At 65.3% G+C, this 15,264-nt stretch carries 9 protein-coding genes and 1 riboswitch; of the genes, 3 read left to right on the plus strand and 6 right to left on the minus strand.

The annotated features are described in order from the left end of the window. Positions 1–126: 126 nt before the first annotated feature. Both LK533_RS03815 and ligA read right to left on the minus strand, forming a co-directional pair. The gene (locus LK533_RS03815; RefSeq protein WP_229361434.1) at positions 127–2,610 is read right to left on the minus strand and encodes a TonB-dependent receptor; all 2,484 of its coding nucleotides are present in this window, start codon (positions 2,608–2,610) and stop codon (positions 127–129) included. 160 nt (positions 2,611–2,770) lie between these two features. Then, the gene (gene ligA, locus LK533_RS03820) at positions 2,771–4,900 is read right to left on the minus strand and encodes an NAD-dependent DNA ligase LigA (protein WP_229361435.1); all 2,130 of its coding nucleotides are present in this window, start codon (positions 4,898–4,900) and stop codon (positions 2,771–2,773) included. Positions 4,901–5,017: 117 nt separating this feature from the next. Between ligA and LK533_RS03825 the strand changes: the two genes are divergently transcribed. Continuing rightward, the gene (locus LK533_RS03825; RefSeq protein ID WP_229361436.1) at positions 5,018–6,538 is read left to right on the plus strand and encodes a fumarate hydratase; all 1,521 of its coding nucleotides are present in this window, start codon (positions 5,018–5,020) and stop codon (positions 6,536–6,538) included. Positions 6,539–6,544: 6 nt separating this feature from the next. Here LK533_RS03825 and LK533_RS03830 read toward each other — a convergent pair whose 3' ends face one another. The 4 genes from LK533_RS03830 to LK533_RS03845 form a co-directional block, all read right to left on the minus strand. After that, on the minus strand, positions 6,545–7,054 hold the full coding sequence (locus LK533_RS03830; RefSeq protein WP_229361437.1) for a hypothetical protein: 510 nt from the start codon (positions 7,052–7,054) through the stop codon (positions 6,545–6,547). After that, a complete protein-coding gene (locus tag LK533_RS03835) occupies positions 7,054–7,299 on the minus strand; it encodes a helix-turn-helix transcriptional regulator (RefSeq protein WP_229361438.1) in 246 nt (81 codons plus the stop codon). The genes LK533_RS03830 and LK533_RS03835 overlap by 1 nt, the downstream gene beginning before the upstream one ends. 156 nt (positions 7,300–7,455) lie before the next feature. Then, positions 7,456–8,520: a threonine aldolase family protein gene (locus LK533_RS03840; RefSeq protein WP_229361439.1), complete on the minus strand. Its 1,065-nt coding sequence runs from the start codon at positions 8,518–8,520 to the stop codon at positions 7,456–7,458. 42 nt (positions 8,521–8,562) lie between these two features. After that, a riboswitch (SAM-I-IV-variant riboswitch) is annotated at positions 8,563–8,673 on the minus strand. Positions 8,674–8,842: 169 nt separating this feature from the next. Continuing rightward, a complete protein-coding gene (locus LK533_RS03845) occupies positions 8,843–9,655 on the minus strand; it encodes a ferredoxin--NADP reductase (protein ID WP_229361440.1) in 813 nt (270 codons plus the stop codon). Positions 9,656–9,813: 158 nt separating this feature from the next. On the opposite strand from LK533_RS03845, the gene uvrB reads away from it, so the two are divergent. Together uvrB and LK533_RS03855 are read left to right on the plus strand one after the other, a co-directional pair. Continuing rightward, on the plus strand, positions 9,814–12,006 hold the full coding sequence (uvrB, locus tag LK533_RS03850; RefSeq protein ID WP_229361441.1) for an excinuclease ABC subunit UvrB: 2,193 nt from the start codon (positions 9,814–9,816) through the stop codon (positions 12,004–12,006). 318 nt (positions 12,007–12,324) lie between these two features. Next, a complete protein-coding gene (locus tag LK533_RS03855) occupies positions 12,325–15,261 on the plus strand; it encodes a TonB-dependent receptor plug domain-containing protein (protein ID WP_229361442.1) in 2,937 nt (978 codons plus the stop codon). Positions 15,262–15,264 lie beyond the last annotated feature (3 nt).

A 15,264-nucleotide genomic window follows, 5' to 3' on the forward strand; every position in this document is an offset into this window, starting at 1 on the left:
CCGCCGCCTTACTGCGGGTGCACTGTGCGCGATAGGGGCGCGGAAGCCACACACCTCGCCAAAAAGCGAAACCGCCGCTCCCCCGGTGGGGGGAACGGCGGCCTGCTTTAGGTCCGGTCCGAAGGCTTAGAAGGCGATCACGACCGAGCCGCTGACGGCGCGTGGAGCACCGAACTGCACGAACGGAACGCTCGTGTTGCCCGAGCTGCCGCTGATGTAGCCGACGTAAAACTCATTGAAGAGGTTCGACACGTTCAGCTGGAAGAAGGTCTTCTCGAGGCCCAGCTTCTCCAGCGAGAAGCGCGCATCGAGGTCGACCAGCGTGTAGCCGTCCACCTTGGCCGGGAAAACCTCGGTGTTGGCGACGCCATTGACGGTCTGAACCAGCGGCTCGTTGATGTCGTTGATGAAGCGCGGGCCGGTGTACTTCACCTGCGCACCAAGCTCAATCGGACCCAGCGTGCCCTGCAGACGGCCCCCGAAGCTCCACTTCGACATGCCCGACTCCTGCTTGCCAGCAGTCGCCAGGAAGGTGCTCGCGCCGGTCTGCAGATCGTCCTGGATCTCCGAGTTCAAGTAGGAACCGAAGACATAGGCCGTGATCTCGCGGATCGGCTGCACCGAGATGCTGCCGTCGAAGCCGTAGCGGTTGACCTTGCCGATGTTGCGGGAGACGCTCTCGCCAAGCTCAGCATCGAACGCGGTGGCGATGCGGTTCTTGAACTTGATGTAGTAGCCGCCCAGCTGTGCCGTGACGATACCCGACCGGTAGCGCAGGCCCAGGTCGAAGCTGTCGGTGGTCTCCGGAGCCGGATCCGCACCTTCAACGCCCTCGTCGAAGTAAAGCGCGCTGTACAGGGTGTCCGTACCCGGAACCGACAGGCCCTTCGCGTAGCTGGCGAAGATGCTGGCCTGCGGCGTGAAGTTGTAGGTCAGCCCGACATTCGGAAGCGCACGGTTGTACTTATAGTCACGCGAGCGTGGCGCTGCATAGCCGGGGTTCGCTGCGGCATAGGCAGCCGCGTTGTCCGACGAGATGCAGTCGACGTTGCCGTTGGCAGCGGTGGTGAAGCAGTTCTGGTTCAGGTCCCGCTTGAAGAACGGCACGCGCAGGCCGAGGTCGAGCACAAGGTTGTTCTCAAGAAACTCGCCGCGATACTGGCCCGACACCTGGTTCAGGATAGCGTACGACTTGCGATCGCGCTTTTGGACCACGTTGCCGTCCACGTCGGTGATCGGGTCGTTGATCGGGAAGACGTCGAACGGCTCGCCATTGCTGTACAGGTAGCCGGTTTCACCGGTCTGACGATGGCGCGCACGATCATAGGTGTAGGACAGTCGAACGCGGTGCGCGTCGTTGATCTGATACACCAGGTTCGAAATCACCATGTAGCGGTTCGTCTGCGTCTGGCTCGGAGCCAGCAGACGCACCGTGTCGAGGGTGTCCCCGTCGCCGTTCAGGTCGCGGCCGAAGTAGTAGCTGTTGCCGCTGAAGCCGTAGAAGGTCTGACCTGCGACCGTACGACCGCTTTCGCTGCCGACGACGGTGCCGCCGCCGTTCGCCTTGGTGTACTGGTAGCTCGGGTCGACCGTCAGCGTCAGGCCGTCTGCCAGGGTGAAGCGCGACGTGCCGCGAATGTTGCCGGTGTTCGACGGATTGTAGCGACGGTCATAGTCGGTCGCGCAGCTGTTGGGTGCATCGACCGCGCCCGCCTGCGGCGTGTCGGTGCTGCACGCCGGAACGTCATAGCTGGCTTCGCCGAAGCTGGTCGGGAAGCGATTGCCGCTGCCGGTACCCGTGGTGCGGCCTTCGTCCGCGCGCAGGGGTCCCGAACCGAAGAAGTTGTTGCGAGCCTGGTTGTAGTGGCCAGCGATCGAGACGAAGTCGCCGTTGCCGCCCAGATCCTGATAGATACGGGCGTTGTACTGCTGCTTCTTGACGCGGCCGTAATTGTTGAACGGGTTGTCGTACGAAACCCAGGAAGCCGAGGCGAACGCCTTGGTGCCCATGCCGGTGATGTCGCCGGTGTCGATCATGCCGAACACGCGGTGATAGTCGTACTCACCATAGGAAGCGGTGAACATCGCGCCCAACTCATCGCCGGGGACGCGGGTGCGCAGGTTCACGGTGCCGCCGACGGCCGAGGCAGTCGGGCTGTCGACGTCGGTCGCGCCCAGGTTGACGCTGACGTTGTCGATGATCTCGCTGTCGACCTGCTGGTTGGTGTAGATGGCGTAGTTGCCGCTGTCGTTCAGCGGAATGCCGTCCAGCGTCTGCGAGATGCGCGACGAATCGAAGCCGCGGATGCGGAAGCCGCCGCCCGACGAACCATAGGGGTCGTTGTTCTGGAAGCTGACACCCGGAACCAGGTTGATGACGTCGTTGATCGTCTGGCCCGGACGCTGCCGCTGGATGATTTCGCTGTCGAGGACCACCTGCGCCTTGGGCTGGTTCGGAAGGTCCACGCCCCCGATCGTCCGATCGGCCCGGCCCGTGACGACGACTTCGCTACCCTCGTTAAACTCCTGCGATGCAGTCGACTGCGCCATCGCGGCAGCCGGAATGACCAGCGCGGCGAAAGCCACGCCTGCAAAAAGCTTCGTACGCATGTGTTCCCCTATCGTGAGCGGATGCTCAGACGCGGTGCCCGTTCACCGTCTGGCCGCCCCGTGGGCGATTCATATGTCCGCTTTGTGACAATGAGGGGAGGGGGAACCAAAAGCTTTTTGCTGCGTTGCACAAACGCCACACTCGGTGGTCCGCCTAAAATTATGCTGCTGTCGTAACGATTTGCGCCCATTCGCTTTCGTTTACCACGCGGATGCCCAGTTCTGCTGCTTTCTTGAGCTTGGACCCGGCGTTTGCACCGGCGACGACCAGTCCGGTCTTGGCGGACACGGAACCTGCCACGCGCGCGCCCAGCGCCTCCGCCTGCGCCTTCGCTTCGTCGCGGGACATGGTTTCGAGGGTGCCGGTGAAGACGACCGTCAGTCCCGTCACTTCCGAGTCGCGCACCTCCGGCACGAAAGCCGGTGGCGATACTTCGCTCAGCAAGTCTGCCCACAGATCGCGGTTGTGGGGCTCCGCAAAGAAGTCCGCCAGCGCATGGCCCACCGCCGCGCCGACGTTCTCGACGCCGATGTGCTCGGCGATCGCCTTGTCGACGCGCGCCTGGAACTTCTGGTCGCTCTCGCCCACCACCGGTGCCATGCCCTGGCGCAGCGCGATGATCTCGTCCGACAGCGTCTGGATCGCTGGCAGGGTGGCATAGCGCTTGAGCAGGTCGCGCGCCGTCACGATGCCGATGTGGCGAATGCCCAGCCCGAACAGCAGCCGCACCGGGTCGGGTTCCCGCTTCGCCTCGATCGCGGCGAGCAGGTTGTCGACCGAGATCTCCGCCCAGCGTTCGCGCGCCAGGATGTCGCCGCGGCGGTCCTTCAGGCGAAAGATGTCGGCCGGCGAGTGCAGCAGCCCGTCGCGCACGAAGGCCTCGATCGTGGTCGCGCCCAGCCCCTCGATGTCGAGCGCGCCGCGGCTGGCGAAATGCTTGAACCGCTCGACGCGCTGCGCCGGGCAGATCAGCCCCCCGGTGCAGCGAATATCGACCCCACCCTCTTCGGCCACCGCGTCGGAGCCGCATTCCGGGCAATGGGTCGGGAACGCCCAAGGCTCCCGCGCCACGTCGCGGGTCAGATTGTCGACGATCTGCGGGATTACGTCGCCCGCGCGCTGCAGCACCACCCGGTCGCCCGGCCGCACGCTCAGCCGCGCGATCTCGTCGGCGTTGTGCAGCGTCGCGTTGGTGACGACCACGCCGCCCACGGTCACCGCCTCCAGCCGCGCGACCGGGGTGAGCTTGCCCGTGCGCCCGACCTGGATGTCGATCCGCTCCAGCGTCGTTTGCGCACGCTCCGCCGGGAACTTGTGCGCCAGCGCCCAGCGCGGCGCACGCCCGACCTGGCCGAGCCGCGCCTGCCAGTCGAGCCGGTCGACCTTGTAGACGACGCCGTCGATATCGAACGGCAGGTCCGCGCGCTGCGCCTCGATCGCGCGGTAGACGCCGAGTGCGTCCTCCAGCGTCGGGCTCAGTGCAAAGCTGTCGGCAACCGGAAAGCCCCAGCCGCGGATCGCCGTCACCACCTCGGCCTGGGTGTCGCCGGGCAGGCTGCTGGTCTCGCCCCAGCCGTGCATCAGGAACCGCAAGGGGCGGGTGGCGGTCACCCCCGCATCCTTCTGGCGCAGCGATCCGGCAGCCGCATTGCGCGGATTCGCGAACTGCCGCGCCTTGGCGGGATCGACCGCATCGGCCAGCAGCCGCGCGTTCAGCGCCGCGAACGCCGCCTTCTCCATATACACCTCGCCCCGCACCTCGAAGAGCTCGGGCGCGTCCTCGGGCAGCGTCTCGGGGATGTCTGCGATCGTGCGAACGTTCGCCGTCACGTCTTCGCCCACTGCGCCGTCGCCGCGGGTCAGCGCGCGCACCAGCCGCCGGTCCTCATAGCGGAGCGAACAGGACAGCCCGTCGATCTTGGGCTCGGCGGTCAGCACCACCGGTGCATCGGCAGCCAGCGCCAGGAACCGTCGCACGCGCCCGACGAAGTCCGCGACCTCCTCGTCGGTGAATGCGTTGTCGAGGCTCAGCATCGGCCGCGCATGCGCCACCTTGGCCAAGTGTCCGGTCGGCGTCGCGCCCACCTGCCGCGCCGCCGAGTCGCTCAGCACCAGGTGCGGGAAGGCGGCCTCGATCGCGGCATTGCGGCGGACCAGCGCGTCATAGTCGGCGTCGCTGATCTCCGGCGCGTCGGCGTCGTGATAGAGCTGGTTGTGGCGCGCGATCTCGGCGGAGAGCGCGGCGAGCTCCTGGGTGGCGTCCTGGTCGGTCTGGGGCAGCGGGTCCATGCCTCGGTCGGTACGCACGGCCGCCGCCGCGATCAAGGCGCGTGCCGATCGCGCGGAGGGCGGTTTTCGTAAGCCCGCCCATGTTGCATAGGGGCCCAAACCGAACATGGACCCGCAATGACCACCATCATCACCGAAGCCGACCTGATCGAAAGCGTCGCCGACGCCCTCCAGTTCATCAGCTACTACCACCCGATGGATTACATCCGCGCGCTGGGCCAGGCCTATGAGGCGGAACAGAGCCCGGCGGCCAAGGACGCCATCGCGCAGATCCTGACGAACAGCCGCATGTGCGCGGAGGGGCATCGGCCGATCTGCCAGGACACCGGCATCGTCACCGTGTTCGTGAAGTGGGGTCAGGACTGCCGGCTCCAGTCGAACCGCTCGCTGCAGGAAGTCGTCGATGAGGGCGTGCGCCGCGCCTATCTCCACCCGGAGAACAAGCTGCGCGCCTCGATCCTCGCCGACCCCGCCTTCACCCGCCGCAACACCCGCGACAATACGCCCAGCGTGATGCACGTCGAGATGGTGCCGGGCAGCACCGTCTCGGTCGACGTAGCGGCCAAGGGCGGCGGCTCGGAGAACAAGACCAAGTTCAAGATGATGAACCCCAGCGACTCGATCGTCGACTGGGTGCTGGAGATGGTGCCGCAGATGGGTGCCGGCTGGTGCCCGCCCGGCATGCTCGGCATCGGCATCGGCGGTACCGCCGAAAAGGCGATGCTGCTCGCCAAGGAATCGCTGATGGGTGCCATCGACATGGCACAGCTCAAGCAGCGCGGCCCGCAGAACGATATCGAGGCGCTGCGCATCGAACTGTTCGACAAGGTCAACGCGCTCGGCATCGGCGCGCAGGGGCTGGGTGGCTTGTCCACCATCCTCGACATCAAGATCCTCGACTGGCCGACCCATGCCGCGTCCAAGCCGGTGGCGATGATCCCGAACTGCGCCGCCACCCGTCACGCACACTTCACCCTCGACGGCTCGGGCCCGGTCTATCTGGAAGCGCCCAAGCTCGACGAATGGCCGAAGGTGGAGTGGAAGCCGTCGGCCGAAGCCAAGCGCGTCGATCTCGACACGCTGACGCCCGAAGTGGTGCAGTCGTGGAAGCACGGCGACCGCCTGCTGCTGAACGGCAAGATGCTCACCGGCCGCGACGCCGCGCACAAGCGCATCGCCGACATGCTGGCCCGCGGCGAGGAACTGCCGGTCGAGTTCAAGGGCCGCGTGATCTACTATGTCGGCCCCGTCGATCCCGTCGGTGAGGAAGTCGTCGGCCCGGCCGGCCCCACCACCGCCACCCGCATGGACAAGTTCACGCGCATGATGCTTGACCAGGGCCTGCTCGCGATGGTCGGCAAGGCGGAGCGCGGCCCGGCGGCGACGGACGCCATCCGCGAGAACAAGAGTGCCTATCTGATGGCGGTCGGCGGTGCTGCGTACCTCGTCGCCCGCGCGATCAAGGGTTCCAAGGTCGTCGGCTTCGAGGACCTCGGGATGGAAGCCATCTACGAGTTCGAGGTGCAGGACTTCCCCGTCACCGTCGCGGTCGATGCGGAGGGACAGAACGTCCACACCCTCGCGCCGCTGGTCTGGCGCGAGAAGATCGCCAAGGAGCGCCTGCTCGAAAACGCCTGACTTCGGTCAGGCGTCCTCGTCCTCCCGTTCCGGCCGCAGTGCCCAGCTCGCATAGAGCGTGGGCACTGCGTAATATTGCGTGGCGAGGTAGAAGGCGAGCGCCATCAGCCTGGAACAGAGCTGGTCGATCGACCAGCCCAGTGCCACGGGCAGCGCCGCAAGCAGGATGATGCCGCCATAGGCGGTGACAGCCACCGCCGTGAGCGCCACCAGATAGGCGGTACGGCGAAGCTCACGCTCACGCTCGTCGGCCACTTCCGACGCCGTCCAGTTCTTGACGGGACCGGATAGCGGCATGAACACCGCCACCGCAAATCCCACCATCACGAACATATAGCCGAACGGCAGCCGGGCGTCGTCGACGATGGCATAGACCAGGCCGCCGGTGGCAAGGGTCAGCGCCAGCAGCGGTGCCCAGCGCCGCGACCGGCGATGCGGCGGCCTCTTCACGAGGTCGGGGATGCCGGTCCATCGAACGCTGTCGTCCAGCCGCTCGGCAAAGGTCTTTCGAACCATCATTGCTCTCCTGCTCGACGCAGCGCGTCCGCGACCGGGGGAAAGGGCGAAAAGGAAAACAGCAACTCGATGGGCACATCGAATACGCCCGCGATCTTCATCGCCAGCTCCAGGCTGGGCTTGTAGTCGCCGCGCTCGAGATAGCCGATGGTCTGCGGATTCACCTCGACCGCCTCGGCAAGCGCCCGGCGGGTGAGACCTCGTTCGGTTCGGAAGAGGGCAATCCTGTTGTAGAGCTTCAGCATACCGCACACCGCTGCAGATGTTGTGAATACACAACGAATCTGCGCATTCGTCAACAGGCGAGCGTAAGCCGCCGAGCGTCGCCCGGCGTCGGAGAATGTTCGGGTGTGGAGGTGACCGCCGCGAGCCGCAGTGCGCGGCCCGCAGCGGAGAGAGGGTCAGGCCGCCAGCGTGGCGCCGGCCTGCGCCTCGTGGACTGCGGCACGCAGATCCCGGGCAAGCGCATCTACCCGCGCCAGGTCCGCGTCCCACGCAAACATGAAGCGGGCGCCGCCGCCGATGAAGGTGTAGAAGCGCCAGCCGCGCGCGCGCAGCCCTTCGAGCACCGGCTCCGGCGCACGCAGGAACACCGCGTTCGCCTCCACCGGGAACATCGGCTCCACGCCCGGCAGGTCGGCGATTGCCGTCGCCAGCCGCCGCGCACAGTCATTGCCGTGGGCGGCATTGCTCAGCCACACGCCGCTCTCCAGCATGCCCACCCAGGGGGCGGCCAGGAAGCGCATCTTGGAGGCGAGCTGCCCCGCCTGCTTGCAGCGGTAATCGAAGTCGAGCGCCAGGGCGTGGTCGAAGAACAGGATCGCCTCGCCGGCCGCCATGCCGTTCTTGGTCCCGCCGAAGCACAGCACGTCGACGCCCGAACGCCAGGTCATCTCGGCCGGCGAGCAGCCGAGTGCCGCGCAGGCGTTGGCGAAGCGCGCGCCGTCCATGTGCAGCCGCAGGCCCAGTTCACGGCAGGTGGCGGACAGCGCCCGGATCTCGTCCAGCGAGTAGACCTGGCCGGTCTCGGTCGGCTGAGTGATCGTCACCGCGCGCGGCTTGGGGAAGTGGATGTCCGAACGGCCGGTCGCCAGCGCCCGCACGGCCGCCGGCGTCAGCTTGCCGTCGTCGGTCTGCGCCACCAGCAGCTTGGAGCCGTTGGAAAAGAACTCCGGCGCCCCGCACTCGTCGGTCTCGACGTGCGCCGACGAAGAGCAGATGACGCTGTGATAGGACTGGCACAGCGCCGCCAGAGCGAGCGAATTGGCCGCGGTGCCGTTGAACGCGAAGAACACCTCGCAGTCGGTTTCGAACAGGGTGCGGAACGAGTCGGAGGCGCGCTGCGTCCACGGATCCTCGCCATAAGCGGGCACATAGCCGTGGTTGGCCTCTGCCATCGCGTCCCATGCCGCGGGGCAAATGCCGGCATAATTGTCGCTGGCGAACTGCTGGGGTTCTTGGGTCATGCCTTTGTCGTACCTCGTTGGAGAGTCGGTGCGACGCGTGGCTTGGGTCCCGTGGTTTGCCGACCGGCCACATCCCTTCCCGCGAAGCGCGAAGGCACCACCTTGCTCGGGAGCAGGTTGGTGTCGGGGTCGCCCCGACTCTCGATGCTGGCGCGCCTCTAGCAAGCTCGCTGCGCTGCGGCAAGATGGGCGGGCGCTACTGCTTCGTGCTCCCGCGCAGGCGGGAGCCCAGGGTACCAAGCGCTACGAGCTGTTGTTCTGCTTGGCCCTGGGCTCCTGCCTGCGCAGGAGCACGGTGAAGGAAGCGCCGGCTCGGGTTCGATCAGTCGACGAAGGCGCGCTCGATCACATACTGCCCCGGGCTGGCGTTGGAGCCCTCCACAAAGCCCATGCCCTCCAGCATCGCGGCGAAGTCGCGGATCATTGCCATGCTGCCGCACATCATGATGCGGTCGGTTTCCGGATCCAGCTTCTTCGGGCCCTGCACCGGCTCGCCGAACAGCGCCGCGCTCTCGATCAGGTCGTTGATGCGGCCGGTGTTGCGGAACGCCTCGCGCGTCACGGTCGGGATATAGTGGAACTGCACCTGCGCCTCGTCCGACACCAGCGGATCGTCGGCCAGCCGCGACGCGAGCTCATCATGATAGGCAAGGTCGCTCACCTGGCGCACCGAATGCACCAGGATCACTTGGTCGAACATCGAATAGACGTCCGGATCGCGCGCCAGGCTCAGGAACGGCGCCAGGCCGGTGCCCGTCGAGAAGAAGAACAGTCGCTTGCCGCCGGTCAGCGCGTCGGTGACGAGCGTGCCGGTCGGCTTCTTGCCCAGATACACCTCGTCACCCGGCTGGATCAGCTGCAGCTTGGAGGTGAGGGGGCCGTCCTCGACCTTGATCGACAGGAACTCCAGCTCCTCGGCATAATGCGGACTAGCTATCGAATAGGCGCGCATGATCGGCTTCTTCTCGCCCGGCAGGCCGATCATCACGAACTCGCCCGAACGGAAGCGGAAGCTCGACGGCCGCTCGACCGCGAACGAGAACAGCCGGTCGTTCCAGTGGCGGACCCACAGCACCTTCACGTTGAGGAACGCGCTGGTCTCGGGGATGAGCGCGGGTTCGCGGACGTCGGTCATGCACTTCTTCCTTCAGCCACGCCGGAACAGGCGCGGTTCGTCTTGCCTGGGCTTGTTGCGAGGGCATCGCACTATGGGGTGCGCGTCGTCGGGTCAACCAAAGCAAAGCTTGGGGCTCACGTTGCCGCTGCTTGGCCGCATCCCCATATCGGGCCCCTATGGCGATCCAGATCCGTACCAGCCTTGCCGAGCCGGAGACCGGCCCCTCGTTCGTGCCGCACCGGCCGGCCCGCCCGCCCAAGGTAGAGGGCGGCAAGCCGTTCAAGCTCGTCTCGGAATATGAGGCGTCGGGCGACCAGCCTACGGCCATTGCCGAACTCGTCGCCGCCGCCGAGGCCGGCGAGCGCGACCAGGTGCTGCTGGGCGTCACCGGCTCGGGCAAGACCTTCACCATGGCCAAGACGATCGAGGCGCTGCAGCGTCCCGCGCTGATCCTGGCGCCGAACAAGATCCTGGCCGCCCAGCTCTATGGCGAGTTCAAGAGCTTCTTCCCCGACAATGCGGTCGAATACTTCGTCAGCTACTACGACTATTACCAGCCCGAGGCGTACGTGCCGCGGTCGGACACCTACATCGAGAAGGAAAGCTCGGTGAACGAGGCGATCGACCGGATGCGCCACTCGGCTACGCGCTCGCTGCTCGAACGCGACGACGTCATCATCGTCGCCTCGGTGTCGTGCCTCTACGGCATCGGCTCGGTCGAGACTTATTCGGCGATGATCTTCGACCTCAAGAAGGGCCAGGTCGTCGATCAGCGCGAGATCGTGCGCAAGCTCGTCGCGCTTCAGTACAAGCGCAATGACGCCGCCTTCCAGCGCGGTGCCTTTCGCGTGCGCGGCGACAGCCTGGAGCTGTTCCCCTCGCACTATGAGGACAGTGCCTGGCGCATCACCTTCTTCGGCGACGAGATCGAGGCAATCACCGAGTTCGATCCGCTGACCGGCAAGAAGGTCGCCGAGCTGAACTCGGTGCGCGTCTACGCCAACTCGCACTATGTGACGCCCGGCCCCACGCTCAAGCAGGCCAGCGAGGCGATCAAGCACGAGCTCGCCGAGCGGCTGAAGGAACTCCACATCGAAGGCAAGCTGCTGGAAGCCCAGCGGCTGGAGCAGCGCACCAACTTCGACCTTGAGATGATCGCCGCCACCGGCAGCTGCGCCGGCATCGAGAACTACTCGCGCTTCCTCACCGGCCGCCTCCCCGGCGAGCCGCCGCCCACGCTGTTCGAATATCTTCCCGAAAACGCGCTGCTGTTCGTGGACGAGAGCCACCAGACCATCGGCCAGGTCAACGGCATGGCCCGCGGTGACCATCGTCGCAAGATTACGCTCGCCGAATACGGCTTCCGCCTGCCGTCGTGCATCGACAACCGCCCGCTGCGGTTCAACGAATGGGATGCGATGCGCCCGCAGACCGTCTGCGTCTCGGCAACGCCGGGCGGCTGGGAGCTGGAGCAGACCGGCGGCGTCTTCTCCGAACAGGTCATCCGCCCCACCGGCCTCATCGACCCGCCGATCGAGATCAAGCCGGTCGAGGAACAGGTCGACGACCTCATCCACGAGGCGAAGAAGACGGCGCAGGCCGGCTATCGCACGCTGGTGACGACCCTCACCAAGCGCATGGCCGAGGATCTGACCGAGTTCATGCACGAGGCCGGGCTCAAGGTCCGCTACATGCATTCCGACGTCGAGACGCTGGAACGCATCGAGCTGATCCGCGACCTGCGACTGGGCGTCTACGACGTGCTGGTCGGCATCAACCTGCTGCGCGAGGGCCTCGACATCCCCGAATGCGGGCTGGTCGCGATCCTCGACGCCGACAAGGAAGGCTTCCTCCGTTCGGAAACCTCGCTCATCCAGACGATCGGCCGCGCCGCGCGCAACGTGGAAGGCCGCGTGATCCTCTATGCCGATCGCATGACCGGCAGCATGGAGCGCGCGATCGCGGAGACCGACCGCCGCCGCGAAAAGCAGAAGGCGTACAACCTAGAGCACGGCATCACGCCGACCACGATCAAGCGCAACATCGGCGACATCATCGCCCATGTCGCCTCCAAGGATCAGGTCACGGTCGAGATCGACGAGGAACGGCCGCACATGGTCGGCCACAACCTGCGCTCCTACATCGAGAGCCTGGAAAAGAAGATGCGCGAGGCCGCCGCGAACCTGGAGTTCGAGGAAGCCGGGCGACTGCGCGACGAGATCCGCAGCCTGGAAAACGAGGAGCTCGGCCTGCCGGTAGCGGAGCACAAGGCGCCGATGATGGGTCGCTCCAACGAGGGCAAGCCGGGGACGCGCAAGACCCGCTACGGAAAGCAGCAGAAGACGCGAATGAGTCACCGGCGGGCGTAAACGGACGTGTCGCGGCAACGTCAACGCAGCTAACGTAATTAAATTATAACTCAACGCAATTTTACGTTAGGGTGTTGCGCAGAAACATTAAGTAACGGTAAATACGTGACAAATCTGTCACGCTGTCAGAAAAGCTTCACATTGCCGCCAAGTTCGACTTGAACAAGCTCTCCGCAAAATTTCTTATGCCCCAGTTCCAAGCTCTTAGAGAGCAGAACAACGGGGGTTATTTCTGTGAAGTCTTGTCATCTGTACGCCGCAGCGGCGTTGCTGCCGCTCGCAATCGCTTCCGCTGTGCCTGGTTTCGCACAGTCGGCAGTGAGCCCGGATCCCACGCAGGTTCCCGAAGATGCTGAAAGCCCGGAGTCTCCGCGCGCCAAAGCAGCTCCGGACGCTGGCGAGATCACCGTCACCGGTTCGCGCATTCGCCGCGATGAATTCTCGGTCGCGGAGCCGCTGACCGTTATCGGTCGTGAAGAGATCACCCAGGCCGGCTTCGCGAGTCCGGCGGACGCGCTGCAGAGCGCTGCGGTTACGCAGGGTGCTTCCCAGATCAACAACGCCTACGGCGGCTTCGTGACGGACGGCGGCACTGGTGCGAACACCATCGGCCTGCGCGGCCTCGGGCCGTCGCGCACGCTGACGCTGCTGAACGGTCGCCGGCTCGCGCCGGGCGGTACGCGCGGTTCGCTGCTCGCAGCCGACCTCAACGTCCTGCCGAATGCGCTCGTTGAGCGCATCGAAGTGCTCAAGGCCGGCGCCTCGTCGGTCTATGGCTCGGACGCCGTCGCGGGTGTGGTGAACATCATCACCGACAACGCTCTTCGCGGCCTGCAGCTCGACATGCAGACCAACGTGCCCGAGGTCGGTGCCGGCATCGATCGTCGTGTCAGCGCCTCGTTCGGCTTCCAAGCTGACCGGCTCAGCGTCGTCGGATCGTTGGAATATCGCAAGCGCGACGCGCTGGCGCGCAAGGACGTGTCGTTCTTCGACTGCCCGATCGGCGGCTTCCTGAATGGCGAAGGTTCCGAATTCGGCTCGGGCGATGCGTATCCAGTTGGCGACCCGCGCAACTGCTACACGATCGACAACGGCGGCGTGACCATCAACACCCTGGGCCTTCCCACGCGGGATGCGATCGGCCGCACCAGCGGTGCCGTCGGACGCTTCAACCGCTTCGTTCCGGCGCCTGGCGTGACTACCGGTCCGTTCCCCGGATACCTGGGCGTCGGCAGCTATGACCGCGACAGCTATGATCCGGAGCAGGAAGAAGAGCCGCTGATCACTGGTCAGAAGACCTACACCGGCTATCTCTCGGCTACCTACAAGCTGAACGCGTTGGGCGACGCGGAAGTCTATGGCGAAGTGCTGGCCACCCGCCGCAAGTCGTCGTCGCCGCTCTATCGCCAGCTGTCGCTCGACTACCTCCAGGGCAGCCCGCTGCTTCCCGAGAGCATCCGCGACGGCGTGTTCGCAAACCCGACGGAGACGTCGAGCGGCCAGAACATCGCGGCGCGTGCGTTCATCGGTTACGGCCTGACGTCGTCGAACCAGACTGTTGACTATGTCCGCGCGTCGGGCGGCATCCGCGGTGACTTCTTCTTCCCGAAGTGGCGCTATGACGCTTATGTCGGTAAGTCGTGGAACGACGGCACCTACGAGGCGGAGTCCTTCCTTACCGATCGCCTGGCGAATTCGCTGAACGTTGTGGCGAACGGCGACGGCACCTTCAGCTGCGCGAGCCTTGCCTCAAACCCGAACTGCGTTGCCGCGCCGGCGCTCAGCGCGGCGGTGATCGGTGGCGACCTTCCCGAGGCGTTCCGTAACTACATCGTTGCGAACACCATCGGTAAGACGCAGTTCCGCGAGACGACCTACGCCTTCAACATCGACGGTCCGCTGTTCGCCCTGCCGGGCGGCGACGTCCAGCTTGCCTTGGGCGTCGAGCATCGCCGCCAGAGCATCAACGACCAGCCCGACCCGAACTCGGTCAACGGCAACCTGTTCGGCCTGACCGCCGCCACGCCGACGGTCGGCAAGGACAACGTCAAGGAAGCCTTTGGCGAAATCTTCGTGCCGCTGCTGGCCGACAAGCCGTTCTTCTACCGGCTGAACTTCACCGGCTCGGCGCGGTTCACGGACTATGCGTCCTATGGTTCGGACTGGACCTACAAGATCGCGGCGGAGTGGGAGCCGTTCCGCGGCCTCGGCTTCCGTGGCAGCTATGGTACTTCCTATCGCGCCCCGGCGCTTGCGGAGCAGTATCTTGGCGCAACCAGCGGCTTCCTGAGCACCAACAGCGATCCGTGCAGCGCGCTGCCGGCGGCCGGTGACCAGTCGCCCGTCCAGCAGATCTACGCACGCAACTGCGCGTCCATCGGCCTCCCTGCCGATTTCGAGCAGCGCAACAGCGTCCAGACTTTCCGAGTCGGCGGCGCCGAGGCGGGTCTGAGCGCAGAGACGTCGACCAACTGGACGGTGGGTGCGGTTGTCCGTCCTCCGCTGCCGGACTCGGTCGGCTCCCTGTCGCTGTCGCTCGACTATTTCGACATCAAGGTCGACAACGGCGTCTCGGACCTTTCGGGATCGGTGATCCTCGCCCGCTGCTATGGCGCCGAGAACTTCAATCCGACCGAAGGTCTCTGCCGGTTCGTCGAGCGTGACGCCAACAATGGGCTGGTCGTGACCAGCAGCTATGTGAACCTGTCCGAGAACATCGTGAAGGGCTTCGAGTTCAACGGCCGCTACGCTCGGGATCTCTTTGGTGGCCGGTTCATCCTGAACGCAGGTGTTACCAAGTACACCGAGCAGTCGACCCGACTGTTCCCGGAAGAGTATCTTGCAGACGCCAACGGCACGCTGACGTCGCCGGACTGGGTCGGAAACTTCGACGCGACCTTCCGCTTCGACGCTGTGACGATTCGCTACGGTCTCGACTGGATCGATGGCGATCACAGCAAGACCTATGAGTATTTCGCGTTCGATAACGTCACGGGCATCACGGATCCGGAAACGGTGCAGGCGTACCGCGACAACTACTATCTCGAAGCGGATGACTACTTCCTGCATTCGCTCTCCGCGCAGTTCAACGTGGAGAAGCGCCTGCAGCTGACTGTGGGTGTCCGCAACATGCTGAACACCAAGCCGCCGCGGATCACGGCAACCGGTTACACGACCATTGCCAACGCACCGCTCTATTCCGGCTACGACTATGTCGGTCGTTCGTTCTTCGCGAACGCCAACATCAAGTTCTGATCT

Source organism: Sphingomonas sp. PL-96 (assembly GCF_020707215.1).
GTDB lineage: Bacteria > Pseudomonadota > Alphaproteobacteria > Sphingomonadales > Sphingomonadaceae > Sphingomonas.